General features: G+C 61.8%; 18 protein-coding genes. 12 read left to right on the forward strand and 6 right to left on the reverse strand.

The window, feature by feature from the left end:
• The first annotated feature begins 24 nt into the window (after positions 1–24).
• The 4 genes from JMY24_RS14975 (at position 25) to hslU (ending at position 4,361) form a co-directional block, all read left to right on the forward strand.
• Entirely contained in the window at positions 25–1,122 is a 1,098-nt protein-coding gene (locus JMY24_RS14975) for a CobW family GTP-binding protein (protein WP_128594053.1), read from the forward strand.
• Positions 1,123–1,729: 607 nt separating this feature from the next.
• Positions 1,730–2,149, forward strand: coding sequence for an RNA polymerase-binding protein DksA (dksA, locus tag JMY24_RS14980; RefSeq protein ID WP_012431412.1), 420 nt, complete (start codon positions 1,730–1,732; stop codon positions 2,147–2,149).
• Between the two features lie 319 nt (positions 2,150–2,468).
• On the forward strand, positions 2,469–3,005 hold the full coding sequence (gene hslV / locus JMY24_RS14985) for an ATP-dependent protease subunit HslV (RefSeq protein WP_006050517.1): 537 nt from the start codon (positions 2,469–2,471) through the stop codon (positions 3,003–3,005).
• 9 nt (positions 3,006–3,014) lie between these two features.
• Positions 3,015–4,361: an ATP-dependent protease ATPase subunit HslU gene (gene hslU / locus JMY24_RS14990; protein ID WP_201702323.1), complete on the forward strand. Its 1,347-nt coding sequence runs from the start codon at positions 3,015–3,017 to the stop codon at positions 4,359–4,361.
• A gap of 106 nt (positions 4,362–4,467) precedes the next feature.
• On the opposite strand, the gene JMY24_RS14995 is transcribed toward hslU, so the two are convergent.
• On the reverse strand, positions 4,468–5,010 hold the full coding sequence (locus tag JMY24_RS14995; protein WP_007179684.1) for a response regulator transcription factor: 543 nt from the start codon (positions 5,008–5,010) through the stop codon (positions 4,468–4,470).
• On the reverse strand, positions 5,007–6,317 hold the full coding sequence (locus JMY24_RS15000; protein ID WP_128594052.1) for an ATP-binding protein: 1,311 nt from the start codon (positions 6,315–6,317) through the stop codon (positions 5,007–5,009). The genes JMY24_RS14995 and JMY24_RS15000 overlap by 4 nt, the downstream gene beginning before the upstream one ends.
• Positions 6,318–6,422: 105 nt before the next feature.
• On the opposite strand from JMY24_RS15000, the gene JMY24_RS15005 reads away from it, so the two are divergent.
• Positions 6,423–8,045, forward strand: a complete 1,623-nt coding sequence (locus tag JMY24_RS15005; RefSeq protein ID WP_128594051.1) for a tetratricopeptide repeat protein — start codon at positions 6,423–6,425, stop codon at positions 8,043–8,045.
• A 43-nt stretch (positions 8,046–8,088) separates the two neighbouring features.
• On the opposite strand, the gene JMY24_RS15010 is transcribed toward JMY24_RS15005, so the two are convergent.
• Positions 8,089–8,313: a cysteine-rich CWC family protein gene (locus JMY24_RS15010; protein WP_128584928.1), complete on the reverse strand. Its 225-nt coding sequence runs from the start codon at positions 8,311–8,313 to the stop codon at positions 8,089–8,091.
• A gap of 261 nt (positions 8,314–8,574) precedes the next feature.
• On the opposite strand from JMY24_RS15010, the gene argB reads away from it, so the two are divergent.
• The 7 genes from argB to JMY24_RS38365 all read left to right on the forward strand — a co-directional run bounded on the left by argB (position 8,575) and on the right by JMY24_RS38365 (position 15,949).
• Entirely contained in the window at positions 8,575–9,474 is a 900-nt protein-coding gene (argB, locus tag JMY24_RS15015; RefSeq protein ID WP_013337747.1) for an acetylglutamate kinase, read from the forward strand.
• Positions 9,475–9,713: 239 nt separating this feature from the next.
• Entirely contained in the window at positions 9,714–10,517 is an 804-nt protein-coding gene (locus tag JMY24_RS15020) for a pyrimidine 5'-nucleotidase (protein WP_128584927.1), read from the forward strand.
• Positions 10,484–11,164 (forward strand): nucleoid occlusion factor SlmA, encoded by a 681-nt coding sequence (slmA, locus tag JMY24_RS15025; RefSeq protein WP_128594050.1) that lies wholly within the window; start codon positions 10,484–10,486, stop codon positions 11,162–11,164. The genes JMY24_RS15020 and slmA overlap by 34 nt, the downstream gene beginning before the upstream one ends.
• A 336-nt stretch (positions 11,165–11,500) precedes the next feature.
• Positions 11,501–12,646: a homoserine O-succinyltransferase MetX gene (gene metX, locus JMY24_RS15030; protein WP_201702324.1), complete on the forward strand. Its 1,146-nt coding sequence runs from the start codon at positions 11,501–11,503 to the stop codon at positions 12,644–12,646.
• Entirely contained in the window at positions 12,643–13,251 is a 609-nt protein-coding gene (metW, locus tag JMY24_RS15035; protein ID WP_020067251.1) for a methionine biosynthesis protein MetW, read from the forward strand. The genes metX and metW overlap by 4 nt, the downstream gene beginning before the upstream one ends.
• A gap of 14 nt (positions 13,252–13,265) precedes the next feature.
• Positions 13,266–14,660 (forward strand): AmpG family muropeptide MFS transporter, encoded by a 1,395-nt coding sequence (locus JMY24_RS15040; protein WP_201702325.1) that lies wholly within the window; start codon positions 13,266–13,268, stop codon positions 14,658–14,660.
• A complete protein-coding gene (locus tag JMY24_RS38365; RefSeq protein ID WP_236597406.1) occupies positions 14,657–15,949 on the forward strand; it encodes a M48 family metallopeptidase in 1,293 nt (430 codons plus the stop codon). Before JMY24_RS15040 ends, JMY24_RS38365 begins: the two co-directional genes overlap by 4 nt.
• A gap of 88 nt (positions 15,950–16,037) precedes the next feature.
• On the opposite strand, the gene JMY24_RS15050 is transcribed toward JMY24_RS38365, so the two are convergent.
• From JMY24_RS15050 to gatB, 3 genes are all read right to left on the reverse strand, one after another.
• Positions 16,038–16,817: an exodeoxyribonuclease III gene (locus tag JMY24_RS15050; RefSeq protein ID WP_128594047.1), complete on the reverse strand. Its 780-nt coding sequence runs from the start codon at positions 16,815–16,817 to the stop codon at positions 16,038–16,040.
• A 56-nt stretch (positions 16,818–16,873) separates the two neighbouring features.
• Positions 16,874–17,710, reverse strand: coding sequence for a PPK2 family polyphosphate kinase (locus JMY24_RS15055; RefSeq protein ID WP_128594046.1), 837 nt, complete (start codon positions 17,708–17,710; stop codon positions 16,874–16,876).
• A gap of 185 nt (positions 17,711–17,895) precedes the next feature.
• Complete coding sequence (gene gatB, locus JMY24_RS15060; RefSeq protein WP_201702327.1) at positions 17,896–19,371, reverse strand: Asp-tRNA(Asn)/Glu-tRNA(Gln) amidotransferase subunit GatB; 1,476 nt, start codon at positions 19,369–19,371, stop codon at positions 17,896–17,898.

Below are 19,371 nucleotides of genomic sequence, written 5' to 3' on the forward strand. Positions count from 1 at the left end.
TTTCACGACATATAGGCGAACAACATGATCCCAGTCACTATCCTGACCGGCTTTCTCGGCAGCGGCAAAACCACCCTGCTCAAGCGCATCCTGAATGAAAAGCACGGCATGAAGATCGCCGTGATCGAGAACGAGTTCGGCGAAGAAAACATCGACAACGAAATTCTCGTGCAGGACACGAGCGAGCAGATCATCCAGATGAGCAACGGCTGCATCTGCTGCACGATCCGCGGCGACCTGTCGCGCGTGCTCAGCGACCTGGCCGCGCAGAAGCAGTCGGGCCAGCTCGATTTCGACCGTGTGGTTATCGAAACGACAGGGCTCGCGAATCCGGGTCCCGTCGCGCAGACCTTCTTCATGGACGATCAGATCGCCAGCGAATTCCTGCTCGACGCGATCATCACGCTGGTCGACGCCAAGCACGCGAACCATCAACTGGACGAGCATGAAGTCGTGCAACGCCAGGTCGGTTTCGCCGACCGCCTGTTCATCACGAAGGCCGATCTCGTCGACGAACAGCACATGGCCGATCTGCGCCACCGTCTGCTGCATATGAATCCGAGGGCGGCGATCAAGGTCGTCAATTTCGGCGAAGCGGACATCAAGGAAATCTTCGACCTGCGTGGCTTCAACCTGAATTCGAAGCTCGAGATCGATCCGGACTTCCTCGTTGAAGACGAACACGCGCATAGCCATGCGCACGCGCACGACGAGCACGGCCACACGCACGGTCATGATGACGATCACGCGAATTGCGATCACGACCATGGCCATTGCGATCACGAAGGCCATGATCACGCGCACCACCATCACGCGCATCACGACGACAAAATCAAGTCGTTCGTGTACCGCAACGACCGTCCGTTCGATCCGAACAAGCTGGAAGATTTTCTCGGCGGCATTCTGCAGATTTACGGCGAACGGCTGCTGCGCTATAAGGGCGTGCTGTACATGAAGGGTGTCGATCGCAAAGTCGTCTTCCAGGGCGTGCATCAAATGATGGGCAGCGATCTCGCGGCGAAATGGCAGCCGGTCGAGAAGAAGACCAACAAGATGGTGTTTATCGGTATCGAATTGCCGCAAGACCTGATTACAGACGGCCTGGACGCCTGTCTCGTCTGAACGCCGTTCGCGGCTTTCAGGCGCTTCCAGGCAATAGTCAGCTGAAAAAACACGGCGCGGCGGCGCAATAGCCGCCGTGAAATGTGCGCTGGCGCACACGTGTGAAAAGCGCGTGAAAACCCTGCTGTATTAATGCGTGCACGACCATCGCTTTTTGACCGTTCGCGCGTTATATTTTCGGGATACCGGTGCGCCGCAGAGGGATTTCCACCAGTTGCGGTGCCGGATTGTGATTCAGTTACAATACGTGCCCACTGGAGAATGAGAACGATTTGCCCGGTCAGTGCGCGGTCAGTGAGTATTGCGCGCCGGGCCTGAAGCGGCGCCGGAAAACCTGATCCGGGGAACACGCCGACAGTGCCCGCCGCCGCAGCCTGACAAGGCTGCTGCCCGGGAGCAATACCTCAGGAGCATTTGAGAATCGGTTTCCAGAGGAGTTCGGCCCCGCATTGGCGTTGCGACGCCCTAGGTGGGCGAGAGACGCTTCGGCGTCACGACAGCCCATCGTCCGTGTCCGCCCTGCGCTCAGCGTCCCAAGCGCCTTGCGGGCAATACGAAAGTGCGGGCACTATGCAGAGTTTTGCCTCACATTGAAGAAGTAAGCCAGATGACGACGAAACGACTCTTGACCGAAGCCGAAATCCTGAAGATGAGCGACAAGGATTACATGAATGAGGATCAGCTCGCTTTCTTCAAGAACAAGCTCGAACAGCTGCAGGCGGACATTCTCCGCAATGCCGGCCAGACGACCGAGAACTTGCGCGAGACGGTGATCGTGCCGGACCCGGCCGACCGCGCAACGATCGAGGAAGAGCACGCTCTCGAACTGCGCACGCGCGACCGCGAGCGCAAGCTGCTGAAGAAGGTGCAGCAGTCGATCGCGCGCATCGACTCTGGCGACTACGGCTGGTGCGAAGAAACCGGTGAGCCGATCGGCATTCCGCGTCTGCTCGCGCGGCCCACGGCTACGCTGTCGCTCGAGGCGCAGGAGCGCCGCGAACTGCGCCAGAAGCTGTTCGGCGACTGAACGCCGGCGGCGCGGCTTCGGCGCCGCGCCAACAAACGCTGCTTCGTCGAGAGGCGCACGGTAATCCGTGCGCCTTTTTTCTTTTGCGCGCGGATCTGGCGCATAACGCGGGAACGTCATCCTGCGAAGTCACGTTTTTTGTCTTATGCCGTTTGCCGGCTCTTGATATGACAGCGCAAGCCCTAAAATAAACCGGACATGCGCTGTACGAGCGCGCCGACCGCCATGACTTCAGGCGTCGCGCGCCGTCCGCTTCCAGGATTCATGCGGTGGCGCATCCGGCCGCCGCGTCCTACCCGCTTTGCAAAGAGGAACGCATATGGAGCAATTTCACGGCACGACGATCGTCTCCGTGCGCCGCGGCGACAAGGTCGCGCTCGGCGGCGACGGCCAGGTGACGCTCGGCAACATCGTCATGAAGGGCGGCGCGAAGAAGGTCCGGCGCATTTATAACGGCAAGGTGCTGGTTGGCTTTGCAGGCGGCACGGCAGACGCATTTTCGCTGCTCGACCGCTTCGAGGCGAAGCTCGAAAAGCATCAGGGCAACCTCACGCGAGCCGCGGTGGAGCTCGCGAAAGACTGGCGCACGGACCGCATGTTGCGTCGTCTCGAAGCCATGCTGATTGCGGCGGACGCGACCACCACGCTCGTCATCACCGGTAACGGCGACGTGCTTGACCCCGAAGGCGGCATTTGCGCGATCGGTTCGGGCGGCGCGTATGCGCAAGCCGCCGCGAAAGCCCTCGCCGACAACACCGAGTTGTCGCCTCGCGAGATCGTGGAAAAGTCGTTGGAGATAGCCGGCGACATGTGCATCTACACGAACCATAACCGCGTCATCGAGACGATCGAGTAAGGACCCACGATGAGCACCATGACCCCTGCCGAGATCGTCTCGGAACTCGACAAACACATCATCGGCCAAGGCCGCGCGAAAAAAGCGGTGGCCGTAGCGCTGCGCAACCGGTGGCGCCGTCAGCAGGTAGAAGACCCGCTGCGTCAGGAAATCACGCCGAAAAACATTCTCATGATCGGGCCGACCGGCGTCGGCAAGACTGAGATCGCGCGACGGCTGGCCAAGCTCGCGGACGCGCCGTTCATCAAGATCGAAGCCACCAAATTCACCGAAGTGGGCTACGTGGGCCGCGACGTCGACAGCATCGTGCGCGATCTGATCGAGATATCGGTCAAGCAGACGCGCGAATCGGAAATGCGCAAAGTGCGAACCAAGGCGGAAGATCAGGCCGAAGACCGCATTCTCGACATCCTTCTGCCGAGCGCACGTCCAGTTGGGTTCGGCTCCAGTTCGAGCGCCGCTGATACCGCCGACGAAGGCGGCGCCACTCGTCAGACGTTCCGCAAGCGTCTGCGAGAAGGCCTGCTCGACGACAAGGAGATCGAACTCGACGTCGAACAGCCGCAAGTCGGCATGGACATCATGGGGCCGCCGGGCATGGAAGACATGACTGAGCAGATCCGTTCCATGTTCGCGAACATCGGCGGCGGCAAGAAAACCCGCCGCAAGATGAAGGTGAAAGAAGCGCTGAAGGTTCTCACCGACGAAGAAGCCGGCAAGATGCTCAACGACGAAGAGGTGAAAACCAAGGCTGTCCAGAACGTCGAGCAGAACGGCATTGTGTTCCTCGACGAAATCGACAAGATCGCGTCGCGCAATGAGGCAGGCGGCGGCGAAGTGTCCCGTCAAGGCGTGCAGCGCGATCTGCTGCCGCTCGTGGAAGGCACCACCATCAACACCAAGTACGGCATGGTGAAGACGGACCACATACTGTTCATCGCAAGCGGCGCGTTCCATCTGGCCAAGCCGAGCGATCTGATTCCGGAACTGCAAGGGCGCTTTCCGATCCGCGTCGAACTCGATTCGTTGTCGGTGAAGGACTTCGAGTCGATCCTCGTGTCGACGGACGCGAGCCTCGTCAAACAATACCAGGCACTGCTCGCAACAGAAGACGTGCATCTGGAATTCGCCGACGACGGCATTCGCCGCCTCGCCGAGATCGCTTATTCGGTGAACGAAAAGACCGAGAATATCGGCGCGCGCCGTCTATATACGGTGATCGAAAAGCTGCTTGAAGAAGTGTCGTTTTCCGCCGGCAATCACTCCGGCAGCACGGTGCAGATCGACGCGGCATATGTGGACCGCGCGCTGAACGAAGTAGCCGAAGACGAAGACCTGTCGCGTTACGTGCTGTGACGTAGTGACGTAGTGACGTGAAGCGTTAAACAAACGCAAAAAAACGGGCTGCCTGAAGAAAGGCAGCCCGTTTTCTTTTGCGTGATATTCAGCGATAAAGCCGCGCTTACTGCTTGACTGGCCGTTTCGCGAGTTTGCGCTGCAAGGTCCGGCGATGCATGTTCAACGCGCGCGCGGTGGCCGAGATGTTGCCGCCATGCTCGGCAAGCACGCGTTGAATATGCTCCCACTCGAGCCGCGCGACAGACAGCGGCGTGGGATGCTCGATCGCCTCTTCCGCCTGAAGCGCGCTCGCCTCGCTTTGCAGCGCCGACAAAATCGTTTCGACGTTGGCAGGCTTTGCCAGATAGTTGTCCGCGCCGTCTTTCACGGCTTGCACCGCAGTGGCGATGCTCGCATAGCCGGTCAGCACCAGCATGCGAGCGTCGGGCTGCAAATCGCGCAACGGTGCGACGAGCGTAAGGCCGGAGTCGTTGCCAAGGTGTAGATCCACCGTGATCTGGCTGAATTTCTGCTGGTTTGCCAGCTTGATCGCCTCGTCCGCGTTGTGCGCTTCGCTCACCGTGTACCCGCGCCGCGTGAGTCCGCGTGCGAGGATGCCGGAGAACACCTCGTCGTCGTCGATCACCAGAAAATTCATTTCGCTCATGCCTGTTTCTCCGTGTTGGATGGTGCGGCGCCTTGACGGCCCGTGCCGGAAATTTTTCGCTCGGTGAGCGGCAACCGCAAAACTGCGCGCGTGCCACGCGGCTTGATCGAGCTGACGTCGGTCAATTCGATCGAACCTTTGAGGCGCGCCGCCGCCGAAAAAGCCAGATACAAGCCGACGCCGTGGCCGCCTTGCGTGCTCTCGACCGGCATAGCGCCGAGCGAGCCCCGCAGCGATGCTGGAATGCCGGGGCCGGCGTCGCATACTTCGAATTCGACCTGATCGCCGCGCGCTGTCAACTTGCACGACAACGTGACGTGATCGCGGCTCGCTCGCGCGGCGTTGTCGAGCAAAATCGTCAGAATCTGGCTGACGGCAACAGTGTCGTCAAGACTGACATCGGCCGGCGGCGCGCCGCTCCGCTCGAACTTCACATGCGGATGACGCAAGCGCCACTGCTCGGCAAACGACTCGAGCCACTCGTCGACGAGTTGACGGTTGGTCGTGGTCGTTGCGCGGCTGCGCAACCTGGCAAGCGCTGACGTGCACAAGCCCATTTGTTGTTCGAGCAATTCGAGATCGGCCTTATACGGCGCGAGCCCTTTATCGGTTCGCGCCGCGTCGCGCAGTTCTTCGGAAAGCATCGCAATTGTAGACAGAGGCGTGCCGATTTCGTGAGCGACGGTAGCGGCTTGCACGCCAAGCGCGACCGCGCGTTCGTCGTGAAGCAAGCGCTGCTGCGCGTCTCCGAGCGCTGCGTCACGTAGCCGCAGGGCTCGTGACATGCGCGCGACGAACCATGCAATCAGACCGACGCTCACCATGAAGTTGACCCACATGCCGGCGCGATAGTAGTCGAACAGGTTCGCGGGATTGTCGAGATTCAACGGCACCGAGTCGAAGCCGAGCACTGCGTAGCAGGCCACGGCGAATGCGGCGAGCCACGCCATCAGTTGCCACGGCAGAACGGCTGCGGCAATGGCGAGCGATGGCAGGTATAGCGAAACAAACGGATTGGTCGTGCCGCCGGACAGAAACAGCAACGCAGACAACGCGCCGAGATCGACCCAGATCTGACCGAACAGCTCCATGTTCGATTCGGGCCGCTGCTGCGCGACGCGCCACCACGTGAGTGCGTTAAAGAGCACCTCGAGCGAGATGACGAGCAGCATGGCCGGCAACGGCAAATGCACGCCGATAAAGATCTGCACGAACGCGATTGTCAGTAACTGACCGATGATCGCGAGGCTGCGCAGCCAGAACAGATGGCCCAGATTGACCCGGCCCGTGTTGGTTATACGATGCATGACTTCAGTTTACCCGTTCGGACGCTTCCGAATCATCTCGCCGCCGCACGGCGATACCATAGATTTCCTTGTTAGCGCGCGCCGGTCGTTCGGCAGCAATTATCCATGGCCACCTCTGACATGTCGTCAGCTTTCCTTAACTTTATCCGACATGCCGCCGCGGCGGGGCAGAACGGCGCTGCGGAATCCGAAGCGCAATTGCTTCATGTCGCGGCGCAACTGCACCCTCACGAGAACGAGTCGCTCGCCTCGCTCGTCCACGCTTTCATCGGCCAGCAGCGCCACGGCGATGCAATTGAACTGGCCGCCATTATTGCGCAACTCGACCCGAGCAACGCCGAGGCGCATTTTCGTCTCGGCTACGCGTTGCAAATGGCGAACCGGCACGGCGAAGCCATCGCTCCATATCGCAGCGCGCTCGCACTCCACCCCGCCTTGCCATCGCTCCGCTGCAATCTCGCCGGCGCGCTTGCGCTCACCCACGGCGAGCTGAGCGAACAGATTGAGCTTCTCGAACATGCGGTCCGGGATCAACCCGACGATGGAAACATCTGGACCAACCTGTCGAACGTTTATCGCAACAATATGGATGTACCTCGCGCGCTCGAAGCAGGCGCGCGAGCCGTCCAGTGCGCGCCGCTCAGTCCGCACGCCCACAACAACTATGCGCTGGCACTACGTGAAGCGCAACGCTGGGCCGAGGCGACGCACGCCGCGCAAACCGCTTGCACGCTTGCGCCCGCTGACGCCGGCATGCGTTCGAACCTCGCGATGCTGCAACTCATGAGCGGCGATTATGCGAACGGCTGGCTGTCGCATGAGGCGCGCTGGAGCGGCTCGTACGAGTTGCGCGGCAATCGTCCCGTCATGCCCGCACCTACCTGGCGCGGCGAGCCGCTCGCCGGCAAAACGTTGCTCGTTTGGGGTGAGCAGGGCATGGGCGATGTGTTGCAGTTCAGCCGCTACATTCCGATGCTGGCCGAGCGTGTGCATCGCGAAGGTGGCCGCCTCGCATGGAATTCATTCCCGCAAATGGGCGCGTTGCTCGCCCGGAGTCTCGGTGGTCATCTCGACCACTACTCGGCGGGCGGCGGCGTCGAATCCCTGCCGCCTTTCGACTTCGAGATTCCATTGCTGAGCCTGCCGCTGATCTTCGGCACGCGCGAGGCGACCATTCCCGCAACCACGCCCTACCTGCATGCGGACCCTGCTGCCGTGCAGCGCTGGCAGCAACGGCTTGCGGGCGAGTCAAGGCTCAGGGTCGGACTCACATGGACCGGCAGCCATGGTCATCAACGCAATCCGTTTCGCCGCGTGGGCTGGGAACGCTATGCGAAGCACTTCGGCGGCATTCGGAACGTGGCGTTCTATTCGCTGCAACCCGGTGCCCATGCCGATGTTGGCTCGGCCAACGCCGCAGGCCTGCCGCTCACCGACTACACCGCCGAATTTTCGACCTTTGACGATACAGCCGCCTTTGTCGGCGCGCTCGATCTTGTTATTACCGTGTGCACGTCGGCCGCGCACCTGAGCGGCGCGCTCGGACAGCGCACGTGGATGCTGCTCGACGTCAATCCGCACTGGGTGTGGCTGACCGGTCGCCGCGACAGCCCGTGGTATCCGGGCGCAACGCTGTACCGCCAGGAAAAATTCGGCGAATGGGACCCGGCGCTAGAGGCGGTGGCCCGCGATCTCAATGCGCTCGCTGCCCGGCACCGCGCGGCCTGACGGGACAAAGACGCGGCCGCGGCTTCACCGCAGCCTGCGGCGGTCACGGCAAATTCGCACCAGGCTCGGCTTGAGCCGCTCTTGCGATTTCCGCAACGAGACACTCAGGGCAAAGGCAACGGCCGGCCGGGTCCAGCCGGTCGCGCGGCAGTACGGGCATTTCGCGGCACCAGCAGTCGAAAGGCTTTGCATGCATCGCGCAATCGAATGCGTTGCCGCAGCGCGGGCAGCGCGCGCTGCCTTGCGGGCGTGAAGCGGACGGTTTCATGGCAGGCAGATGGCCTCGTGAAGCATCGACGAGGAAATGATGCCACGCCTGGCGTCCTACCGTGAGTCGTCCGTTCGGCTAGTTCACAGGCGTGCGGCAAGCGCGGTACGCTCGGTCTTCGGCTGGCGCTGCAAACGCCGCTTGCGCAGTGCGCAAACGACGGCCCCGTGCCGCCGGCGCGCGTGTCGAAAACCCTGTTGCAGCGCGCCAGTCCTGTACAATTCGCCGTGTTTTAACTGTTCCGTGCCCGAGCCTGCCGCCATGTCCGAGCTTCCCGACCTTTCGCAGATTGCGCCCACCCTGAAGGCTGAAATCCTGGCCGAGGCGCTGCCTTACATTCGCCAGTATCACGGTAAGACCGTGGTCATCAAGTACGGCGGCAACGCCATGACGGAGGAGCGGCTGAAGCAGGGATTCGCGCGCGACGTCATTTTGCTGAAGCTGGTCGGCATCAATCCGGTCATCGTGCACGGCGGCGGTCCGCAAATCGACCAGGCGCTTAAGAAGGTCGGCAAGCAGGGCACGTTCATTCAAGGCATGCGCGTCACCGACGAAGAAACGATGGAAGTCGTCGAATGGGTGCTCGGCGGCGAAGTGCAGCAGGACATCGTCACGCTGATCAATCACTTCGGCGGTCACGCGGTCGGTCTGACCGGCAAGGACGGCGGCCTGATCCACGCGCGCAAGATGCTGATGCCCGACCGCGACAATCCTGGTCAGTACGTCGACATAGGCCAGGTGGGCGAAGTCGAAGCCATCAATCCGGCGGTTGTGAAGGCGCTGCAGGACGACGCATTCATTCCGGTGATCTCGCCAATCGGTTTCGGCGAAGATGGCCTGTCGTACAACATCAACGCGGACCTCGTCGCAGGCAAACTGGCGGTCGTTCTGAACGCCGAAAAGCTCGTGATGATGACTAACATCCCCGGCGTGATGGACAAGGAAGGCAATCTGCTCACCGACTTGTCCGCGCGCGAAATCGACGGCCTGTTTGCCGACGGCACGATCTCCGGCGGCATGCTGCCGAAAATCTCGTCGGCGCTGGACGCGGCCAAGAGCGGCGTGCGCTCGGTGCATATCATCGACGGGCGTATCGAGCATTCGGTGCTGCTGGAAATTCTCACCGAGCAGCCGTTCGGCACAATGATCCGCTCGCATTGATTGCTGTCTCCCGCCCGGCACATAAGGCACGCCAAACCGGCGCGCCTTATGTGCCCTGTGGCGAGACTGCAGCAACGTATGTCCTCCATGGCATATTCGGCAGAACGCGGCGCCTTCCCGCGCGCCGCCACGGCGCTCCAGCCAGTCCTCCTTTTTCCCCGCAAATCCGCCGCCCGTATCGTGAACGCCGACGTTCGCCGCGCGCAGCAATTGCTCCGGCCTGAACGGCCTTCTTGACCATGCGCACTCCAACTTCCCGACGCCGCCGTCCGCACATCGCAGGCGGCCGTCCGGTCTGGCTGTTCGATCTCGACAACACGCTGCACCACGCGTCGCACGCCATCTTCCCCGCGATCAATCAGGCGATGACGCAGTACATCATCGACGCGCTGCAAGTGGAGCTCGACGAAGCCAACCGTCTGCGCACCGGCTACACCCAGCGCTACGGCGCTGCGCTGCTGGGTCTGACGCGCCACCATCCGCTCGACGCAAGCGACTTCCTCAAGGTCGTGCACACGTTCCCCGATCTCGGCTCTATGGTCCGTCACGAGCGTGGACTCGCGCGTCTCGTCGCGGCGCTGCCCGGCCGCAAGATCGTGCTGACCAATGCACCCGAAGCTTATGCGCGCGCGGTGCTGGCGCAACTTCGCATCGAGCGTCTGTTCGAGCAGGTCATCGCCATCGAGCATATGCGCGACCGGCGCCGCTGGCGCGCGAAACCCGACCACGCGATGTTGCGCAAGGCCATGCGCGACGCTCATGTGTCGCTGAAAGACGTGATCCTCGTCGAAGACACGCGCTCGCACCTGAAGAACTACCGGCGGCTCGGCATCCGCACGGTGTGGATCACCGGCCATCTGCCGCGCAAGCCTCATGCGGACGGCGTGCCCACGCGGCTGCCGGGTACAGGGCGGCCGCACTATGTCGATCGCAGCATTCGTTCGTTAAAATCGCTACGACTGAGCACCCGCTCGGTTCGAGTGAAGCGCCAGCAGACGGGACGACAGCCATGCAGCCGATCGACAAGCCTGACGAAGCCCTAGCCGAACACGATCCCGCCGCGCCGGCTGCACCGCGCGCGCAGCGCCTGAAGCCGGGCGAGCGCCGCGTGCACATTCTCCAGACGCTCGCGTCCATGCTTGAAGCGCCGAAGAGCGAAAAAATCACCACGGCTGCGCTTGCGGCGCGGCTCGGCGTATCGGAAGCCGCGCTCTATCGGCACTTTGCAAGCAAGGCGCAAATGTTCGAAGGACTAATCGAGTTCATCGAGCAGACCATCTTCGGGTTGATCAACCAGATCGTCGACAAGGAGGAGAGCGGCGTGCTGCAGGCGCGCGCAATCGCGTTGATGCTGCTGAATTTCTCCGCGAAAAATCCTGGCATGACGCGCGTACTGACATGCGAGGCGCTGGTCGGTGAGCATGAGCGGCTGACTGTGCGCGTCAATCAGATGCTCGAGCGCGTGGAAGCTTCGCTGAAGCAATGTCTGCGCTTAGCCGCAACGAACGCCGATACATCCGCTCAAGACGCGCCGTCGCCGGTGCCCGTTCCGGCCGACTACGATCCGGCCGTGAGGGCAAGCCTGCTGCTCAGCTACATCATCGGCCGCTGGCATCGCTTCGTTCGCAGCGGCTTCGTGCGTATGCCGGCCGCCGACGCGGATTCCCAATTGCGGGTGATCCTTCAGTAGTCCGCCGGGGAAGGCGCGCCAGCGGGCCGTAAGACGCTGCCGCGCGGAATTTTCCGCTATACTTTGCGCCTGACTGCGGCCCTGAATGTCTTCGGAAACAGCTTCCCAGCTTCTAATGCCGCGCTTCAGAACACGTCTGAATACGTGGGCGAATTCCTGTTGTGAAACCTTAGTACGCGCCGATTTGCTGACTCGATTGCGGGCGCGCGAACCAGTGGAAAATTTCCGCGGTTCACTACAAATGCGGCTAAAGAGGTCGTCAGCCGCGCACAAGTCGTTCCTCCGTGCTTTGCCGACGCCGTCTAGCCGCCCTGTCTTTGTCAAATGGCGGAATGAATGGAATCGATCGGTATCGTCGCTCCAAAAAAAATGCATTTCACCGAGCCGTTGCGTCTGCAGAACGGCAGCTCGCTTGCCGACTACGACCTGATGGTCGAGACCTACGGCACGCTCAACGCCGCGCGCAGCAATGCGGTACTCGTGTGTCATGCGCTGAACGCGTCGCATCACGTTGCAGGTGTTTATGCGGACAATCCCAAGGACATCGGCTGGTGGGACAACATGGTCGGCCCCGGCAAGCCGCTCGACACCAACAAATTTTTCGTGATCGGCGTGAACAACCTGGGCTCGTGCTTCGGCTCGACCGGCCCGATGAGCATCGACCCTGCCACCGGCAATCCGTACGGCGCGACGTTCCCCGTGGTCACGGTAGAAGACTGGGTCAACGCCCAGGCGCGCGTCGCGGATCAATTCGGCATCACACGCTTTGCCGCTGTCATGGGCGGCAGCCTCGGCGGCATGCAGGCGCTCGCGTGGAGCATGATGTACCCGGAGCGCGTCGCGCATTGCATCGTGGTGGCGTCGACGCCCAAGTTGTCGGCGCAAAACATCGCGTTCAACGAGGTGGCGCGCTCGGCGATTCTGTCGGACCCCGACTTCCACGGCGGCAACTACTACGCGCATAACGTCAAGCCGAAGCGCGGCTTGCGTGTCGCACGGATGATCGGCCACATCACGTATCTGTCGGACGACGACATGGCCGAGAAATTCGGCCGGTCGCTGCGCCGCGCAGAGGGCGCGCTCGACGCATACAACTTCAACTTCGACGTGGAGTTCGAGGTGGAGTCGTATCTGCGCTATCAGGGCGACAAGTTCGCCGATTACTTCGACGCCAACACCTATCTACTGATCACACGCGCGCTCGATTACTTCGATCCGGCTAAAGCCTTCGAAGGAGATCTGACAGCGGCCGTCGCGCATACAACGGCGAAATATCTGATCGCGAGCTTCACGACCGACTGGCGTTTCGCACCGGCCCGTTCGCGCGAACTCGTGAAGGCGCTGCTCGACCACAAGCGCACCGTCACCTACGCGGAAATCGACGCGCCGCACGGTCACGACGCCTTCCTGCTCGACGACGCGCGCTATCACAACCTGATGCGCGCCTACTACGAACGCATTGCGAACGAGGTGAACGCATGAACCAGCGAGCCCTGGACTATCTGGCGCTGCGCCCGGACTTTCGCGCGATCGCCCGCTGGGTCGAACCGCGCGCCACCGTGCTGGATCTCGGTTGCGGCGACGGCTCGCTGTTGTCGCTGCTCACCGAGGAACTGGACGTGCAAGGCTACGGCATCGAGATCAACGACGCCGGCGTGCTGGCCGCGACGCAAAACGGTGTCAACGTGATCCAGCAGAATCTGGAAGACGGCCTGCGCCTTTTCGAAGACGGCAGCTTCGACTTCGCGGTTCTGTCGCAGACACTGCAAACCATTCACCAGACCGCAGCGATTTTGCGCGAGACCGTGCGGGTCGGCCGGGAATGTATCGTGTCGTTCCCGAACTTCGGCTACTGGGCGCACCGTCTTTCCGTGCTGCAGGGACGCATGCCGGTGTCGAAGTCGCTGCCTTATCAATGGCACAACACGCCGAACGTGCGGGTGCTGACCATCAAGGATTTCGAGGCGCTCGCACCCGAAGTCGGCATCGAAATTCTCGACCGTGTAGTGCTGCATGACGGTCAGACCGTGCGATGGGGGGTGAACTGGCGTGGTAGTCTTGCGGTCTATCGCGTCAAGAAAAGCTAACGCAAATTATCCACATGTCGAACCCGCCGCACGAGGCGCCTGCACTTACCGCTCACGAAGAACATCCCGGCTGGCGCGCGTTTTTTAATACGCGCATGCTGATCTGCGTCTTTCTCGGCTTTACGTCGGGATTGCCGCTGTTCACGCTCGTCTATCTGGTGCAGGCGTGGCTACGCTCCGAAGGCGTCAATCTGAAGGAAATCGGCCTCTTTGCGCTGATCCAGTTTCCGTATACCTGGAAATTCATCTGGGCTCCGTTGATGGACCGCTACGTCCCGCGCTTTCCGGGCTGGCGTCCCGGCAGACGGCGCGGCTGGATGCTCGTCACGCAGATTCTGGTCGCGGGCGCCATCGCAATGTTGGGCTTCGTTTCGCCGCGCGACTCGATCTGGACGGTCGCAGCATTGACGGCGCTGGTCGCATTCTTCGGCGCAAGCCAGGACATTTCGATCGACGCATACCGGCGTGAGTTGTTAAGCGACACACAACAAGGCCTTGGCAACGCGGTGCACGTGAACGCCTACAAGATCGCCGCACTAGTACCCGGGTCTCTCGCGCTGATTCTGTCAGATCATTTGCCGTGGACTACCGTGTTCATGGTGACCGCTGCGTTCATGGTGCCCGGTATGGTGATGACACTCGTCGTGCGCGAACCCGAAGTGCACGGCACGCCGCCCAAGAATCTGCGCGAAGCGATCGTGCAGCCGTTCCGCGAATTCCTCGAGCGCGACGGCTGGCGCGGCGCGCTGTTCGTGCTCGGCTTCATCTTTCTCTACAAGCTCGGCGACACGATGGCAACGACGTTGTCCACGTCGTTCTTCCTCGACATCGGCTTCTCGCGCACTCAGATCGGCGTGATCGCGAAAACCACGGCGTTCGGCGCGAGTCTCGCGGGCGGAATCGTCGGCGGTATCTGGCTGATGAAAATCGGCATCGGACGGGGCTTGTGGATCTTCGGCATCCTGCAAATGGTGTCGACGCTCGGCTTCGCATGGCTCGCGCATCTCGGGCCCGCTTCGCCCGGTTTGACGGCGGTTTATGACATCGCCGTGTGGATAAGCGAAGGCACGACGAGGCTGCTCGCCGCGATCGGCATCGACTGGTCGGTGCAACTCGAGCCGCGCTCGGTCGCGCTCGCGCTCGTCTATGGTTTCGAAACCTTCTCCACTGGTCTGACGATGGCGGCCTTCACCGCATACATCGCCAGCACCACGGACCCGCGTTACACGGCCACCCAGTTCGCGCTCTTCACGAGCCTCGCTTCGGTGCCGCGCACGCTGGCATCGGCGGCGAGCGGCTACGTGGTGGCAAAGATCGGCTGGTTCGACTACTTCATTGTCTGCACGGCGCTGGCCGTGCCGGGCATGCTGCTTCTGTTGCGCATTGCGCCGTGGAGAGTCAGGTCGTGAAGGTGCTTCTGCCGAAGCGGTTGTTGTCGCCGATCCCGCGCGCTGCGTGGGGCAAGGCCGGCCGCTGCGCGTTGCATGCCGCGTTACGCCTTGGCTGTCTGAGCCTGATGAGCGCCGGCGCGTCCTCCGGCGCCTATGCGGCGGCGGCTGCGGCCCCCCCGGCCGCGGCCCCGGCTGCCGGTAACAGTGCCACCGCCGGCACGACCGCTAATGCAACGACGGCGACATCGCCGACACCGCCGGCACCGGTCGCAAAACCCGCAGCGGCAGCCGCCGGTACGGAAAGCGCCACCTCCGCCACACCCGCCGCGAGCAGTGCCGCCAACGCAACCGGCTCCGGCAGCGGGCAGGCCGCGGGCACGCCGCCAGGCGCATCGGCGCAATCGCCCGCTATGGCGCGAACCCCGACGGCAACATCGTCGCCCACTGGTGTGGCGAAACCCCCAGCGGGCGTGCCCGCGTCGGCACCGTACAGTCCGAACAACCAGTTGCGCTTTGGCGGCTACCTGGTGTTCCGTAACCTGGTCCCGTCGCCGGTGCTCGAAGCGCAAGCCGCAGACGAGTTCAGCCAGATTGCGTACGGCGCGGAGCATGCAAACCGCCTCTACGGCGACACCGACGCGCACGTGACACACGTGCGCTCTATCGTCGACAAGATGGTGCCGTACTCGCTCAAATGGAACGAGCGGGCGAAGGGCTGGAAGTGGGATGTAGCCGTGGTGCGCTCGCCCGACGTTCGTATGTACTGCCTCCCGGGCGGCAAGATTGTCGTGTACGGCGGGCTGCTCGACCGCGCGCATCTGAACGACAACGAACTCGGCATGCTGATCGGCCACGAGATCGCGCATGCGCTGCGTGAACATGCGCGGGAGCGGCTCGGTCAGTTGCAGGCGAGCCAGCTCAATTCGTCCGGCACGATTCCACAGCTTTTCGGTCTTGCGGATCTGGGCATGGCGCCGCTCGGCATCGGCTCGCGCCTGCTCGAAATGAAGTACGAGAACACTGATGAGACGGAAGCCGACGTGATCGGCAGCGACATCGCCTCTCGCGCGGGCTTCGATCCGCGCGCGGCAGTCACGCTTTGGGACAAACTCGCTCAGGCCACGCGCAGCAATCGGGAGCAGGGTTTCATCTACGTGCACCCGTACACGCCGGCGCGCCGCGAGGACATCATCAAGCGCTTGCCCGATATGCTGCCGCTCTATGCGAAGGCCATCGGCAAGACCGTGGATGCGCTCCCGGACTACGCCGGCATTGGCCGCCCGCGTCGCAAGCTCGCGCGCGATTAAGACGACTCGAACAGGTCCGCACGCGTCTCGTCAGAGGTTGTTCAGGATCGGCTCCGGTGTTCAAGCCGCCTGACGACAAACGCGAAGCTCACTTCTTCACGTCGTGGTCGTAGTCGACCGTCAGCGGCGCGTGGTCGCTGAACTTGATGTCGCGAAACACGTCCGTGCGCTTCGCCTTGCTCGCGATGCCCGGCGTCGCGATCTGGTAGTCGATCCGCCACCCCACGTTCTTCGCATACGCCTGGCCGCGATTGCTCCACCATGTGTATTGCTCCGGCCGCTGGTCGAGCGTGCGGAATACGTCGACGTAACCGACTTCGTCGAACAGCTTGGTGAGCCACTCGCGCTCTTCCGGAAGGCAACCCGAATTCTTCTGATTGCTCTTCCAGTTCTTGATGTCGATTTCCTTGTGGACGATGTTCACGTCGCCGCACACGATCACTTCGCGCTCGCGGGCAAGTTCCGTGAGATGCGGCATGAACTCGTCCATGAAACGATATTTGGCCTGCTGGCGCTCGTCACCGCTCGACCCTGACGGCACATACACCGACACGATGGACAGCTTGCCGAAACGCAGTTCGACGTAGCGCCCTTCCGGATCGAACTCTTCGCTGCCGAACCCAATCACTACTTCGTCCGGCTCATGACGCGTATAGACACCCGCGCCGCTATAGCCTTTCTTCACGGCGTGCTGGAAATAGCCGGTAAAACCGTGCGGCGCGAGGAATTCCGGCGTCATGTCGTCCTGCGAACATTTGATTTCCTGCACGCAGAGCACGTCGGCGTTCTGCTCGCGGAACCAGTCGAAAAAGCCTTTCTTCGCCGCTGAGCGGATGCCGTTCAGGTTGGCGGTAATCACACGCAACATGTCGTTCCTTTATCTTCAATTCGTTTGTGAGATTCGTTCGGGGCGAACTGCGAAAGTCACTCGACCACGACGCCCTTCAGCGATTCCTTCGCGGGCGGATATTCGAGCTTCAGCGCCTCAAAAGTGCGCAACAGCAATTCGGCGACCATCAGGTTGCGATGCGTTTTCGAGTCTGCGGGAATGACGTACCACGGCGCGTATTCGGTCGAAGTCGCGGCCAGCGCGTCGCGATACGCGACCTGGTACTGGTCCCAGTGTTTGCGCGCGTCGAGATCGGAGACGTCGAATTTCCAGTGCTTGGTCGGGTCGTCGATCCGCGCTTGCAGGCGCGTGCGTTGTTCGTCTTTCGAAATATGCAGCATGCACTTGATGATTGTCGTGCAACTGTCGGCGAGCAACTCCTCGAAGTGGCGAATGTGTCGGCAACGCACGTCGAACGCGTCTTCGTCGAGCGCGCCGAGGACGGTTGGCACCAGCAGATCTTCGTAGTGGCTGCGGTTGAAAATGGTTAGCTCGCCGGCCGCAGGCGCCTGTGAATGCACGCGCCAGAGGAAATCATGCGCGAGTTCCGTGGGCGTCGGCGCCTTGAACGGCACAATGCGCAAACCGAGCGGATCGACCTCGTGAAACACCGCGCGAATCGTGCCGTCTTTGCCGCTCGTGTCCATGCCTTGAAGGACCAGCAATACGCGCCGCTTCTGCTGCGCATGCAGGCATTCCTGCAAGCTGTCGAGCTTCGCGCCAATTTCTGACAGACGCGCGCGGTCGGCGTCTTTCGATCCCGTCGAAAAAGGCTTTGCAGCGGGATCGAAATCGTCGAGCGAAAACTTGCCGTTCTTCTTGCTTTCGAAATAAGGCACGCGGAAATCGTCGAGCTCGGGTTGCTTCGCCATCCACACACTCCGTGATCTGCGTTCAGCGGCTCGCAAAAGCGCGGCCGCAAAATGAAACGGGCCGTTGCCCCCAACTTTCGTTTCTGGCAACAGCCCGCTGTCGTCAAAGCGCGAGCGCTTCAGCCGTATTGTCTCCGTATCTTCTCTTTAACCGCACTTCAGTTCAGCGTCAGCCAGGTTCCAGCTCACGACAGCTTTTTCTTCAGCAGTTCGTTGACCTGCGCCGGATTTGCCTTGCCCTTCGTCGCTTTCATTGCCTGACCGATCAGCGCGTTGAACGCCTTCTCCTTGCCCGCGCGGAACTCCTCAACCGACTTCTGGTTCGCGGCGAGCACTTCGTCGATGATCGCTTCAAGCGCGCCCGTGTCGGAAATCTGCTTCAAGCCCTTCGCTTCGATGATGCGGTCGGCGGCGGCTTCGTCGGTGGCCTTCTCTTCCCAGATCGCAAGGAAAATTTCCTTTGCGATCTTGTTCGAGATCGTGCCGTCGGCAATACGCTGCAGCAGCAACGCGAGTTGCGCGGACGACACTGGGCAGTCGGCCATATCGAGACCCTCGCGATTCAGCTGCGACGACACCTCGCCCATCAGCCAGTTCGCCGCGACCTTGGCATTGCCCGCGCCGACCTTCGCGACTACCGCTTCGTAGTACGCGGCCATCGCCTTGCTCGACGTGAGCACGTTGGCGTCGTACGGCGTCAAGCCGTATTGCGACACGAAGCGCTGCTGGATCGCTTCGGGCAACTCCGGCATTTCGCTCTTCACGCGCGCCACCCACGCCGCGTCGACCACGAGCGGCATCAGATCGGGATCGGGGAAGTAGCGGTAATCGTGCGCGTCTTCCTTGCTGCGCATGGAACGCGTTTCACGCTTATCCGGATCGTAAAGACGCGTTTCCTGCACCACCGTCCCGCCGTCTTCGATCAGTTCGATCTGACGGCGCACCTCGTACTGGATCGCTTCCTCGAGAAAGCGGAACGAGTTCAGATTCTTGATCTCGGCGCGCGTGCCGAACTCCGCCTGACCGACCGGACGCACCGACACGTTCGCATCGCAACGGAACGATCCTTCCTGCATGTTGCCGTCGCAAATGCCGAGCCAGGTGACGAGCGTATGCAGTGTTTTTGCGTAAGCAACGGCTTCCGCCGCGCTGCGCATTTCAGGCTCGGTGACGATTTCGAGCAGCGGCGTGCCCGCGCGGTTCAGGTCGATGCCCGTCATGCCCGCGAAGTCTTCGTGCAGCGACTTGCCTGCGTCTTCCTCCAGGTGCGCCCGGGTGAGATTGACGACTTTTGAATACGCTTCCTTGCCCCCCTTCTCGTTGGCCGGCACCTGAATCGTCACCTGGCCGCCCTGCACGACGGGAATTTCGTACTGGCTGATCTGATAGCCCTTCGGCAGATCGGGATAGAAATAATTTTTGCGCGCGAAGATGCTGCGCGGCGCGACCGTTGCACCGATTGCGAGACCGAACTGGATTGCGCGTTCTACAGCGCCGCGGTTCATTACCGGCAAGGTGCCCGGCAAGGCTAGGTCGACGGGGCTCGCCTGCGTGTTGGGCTCGGCGCCGAATTGCGTCGGGGAGCCCGAGAAAATCTTCGATTGCGTGGACAGCTGCGCGTGGGTCTCCAGACCGATCACGACTTCCCATTGCTTGGTCAT

Source organism: Paraburkholderia kirstenboschensis (assembly GCF_904848585.1).
Classification (GTDB): domain Bacteria; phylum Pseudomonadota; class Gammaproteobacteria; order Burkholderiales; family Burkholderiaceae; genus Paraburkholderia; species Paraburkholderia kirstenboschensis.

Excerpts from the sequence above, each read along its gene's own strand:
- JMY24_RS14975 (WP_128594053.1), top strand. The coding sequence starts at position 25 with ATGATCCCAGTCACTATCCTGACCGGCTTTCTCGGCAGCGGCAAAACC.
- dksA (WP_012431412.1), top strand. The coding sequence starts at position 1,730 with ATGACGACGAAACGACTCTTGACCGAAGCCGAAATCCTGAAGATGAGC.
- hslV (WP_006050517.1), top strand. The coding sequence starts at position 2,469 with ATGGAGCAATTTCACGGCACGACGATCGTCTCCGTGCGCCGCGGCGAC.
- hslU (WP_201702323.1), top strand. The coding sequence starts at position 3,015 with ATGAGCACCATGACCCCTGCCGAGATCGTCTCGGAACTCGACAAACAC.
- JMY24_RS14995 (WP_007179684.1), bottom strand. The coding sequence starts at position 5,010 with ATGAGCGAAATGAATTTTCTGGTGATCGACGACGACGAGGTGTTCTCC.
- JMY24_RS15000 (WP_128594052.1), bottom strand. The coding sequence starts at position 6,317 with ATGCATCGTATAACCAACACGGGCCGGGTCAATCTGGGCCATCTGTTC.
- JMY24_RS15005 (WP_128594051.1), top strand. The coding sequence starts at position 6,423 with ATGGCCACCTCTGACATGTCGTCAGCTTTCCTTAACTTTATCCGACAT.
- JMY24_RS15010 (WP_128584928.1), bottom strand. The coding sequence starts at position 8,313 with ATGAAACCGTCCGCTTCACGCCCGCAAGGCAGCGCGCGCTGCCCGCGC.
- argB (WP_013337747.1), top strand. The coding sequence starts at position 8,575 with ATGTCCGAGCTTCCCGACCTTTCGCAGATTGCGCCCACCCTGAAGGCT.
- JMY24_RS15020 (WP_128584927.1), top strand. The coding sequence starts at position 9,714 with ATGCGCACTCCAACTTCCCGACGCCGCCGTCCGCACATCGCAGGCGGC.
- slmA (WP_128594050.1), top strand. The coding sequence starts at position 10,484 with ATGCAGCCGATCGACAAGCCTGACGAAGCCCTAGCCGAACACGATCCC.
- metX (WP_201702324.1), top strand. The coding sequence starts at position 11,501 with ATGGAATCGATCGGTATCGTCGCTCCAAAAAAAATGCATTTCACCGAG.
- metW (WP_020067251.1), top strand. The coding sequence starts at position 12,643 with ATGAACCAGCGAGCCCTGGACTATCTGGCGCTGCGCCCGGACTTTCGC.
- JMY24_RS15040 (WP_201702325.1), top strand. The coding sequence starts at position 13,266 with ATGTCGAACCCGCCGCACGAGGCGCCTGCACTTACCGCTCACGAAGAA.
- JMY24_RS15050 (WP_128594047.1), bottom strand. The coding sequence starts at position 16,817 with ATGTTGCGTGTGATTACCGCCAACCTGAACGGCATCCGCTCAGCGGCG.
- JMY24_RS15055 (WP_128594046.1), bottom strand. The coding sequence starts at position 17,710 with ATGGCGAAGCAACCCGAGCTCGACGATTTCCGCGTGCCTTATTTCGAA.
- gatB (WP_201702327.1), bottom strand. The coding sequence starts at position 19,371 with ATGACCAAGCAATGGGAAGTCGTGATCGGTCTGGAGACCCACGCGCAG.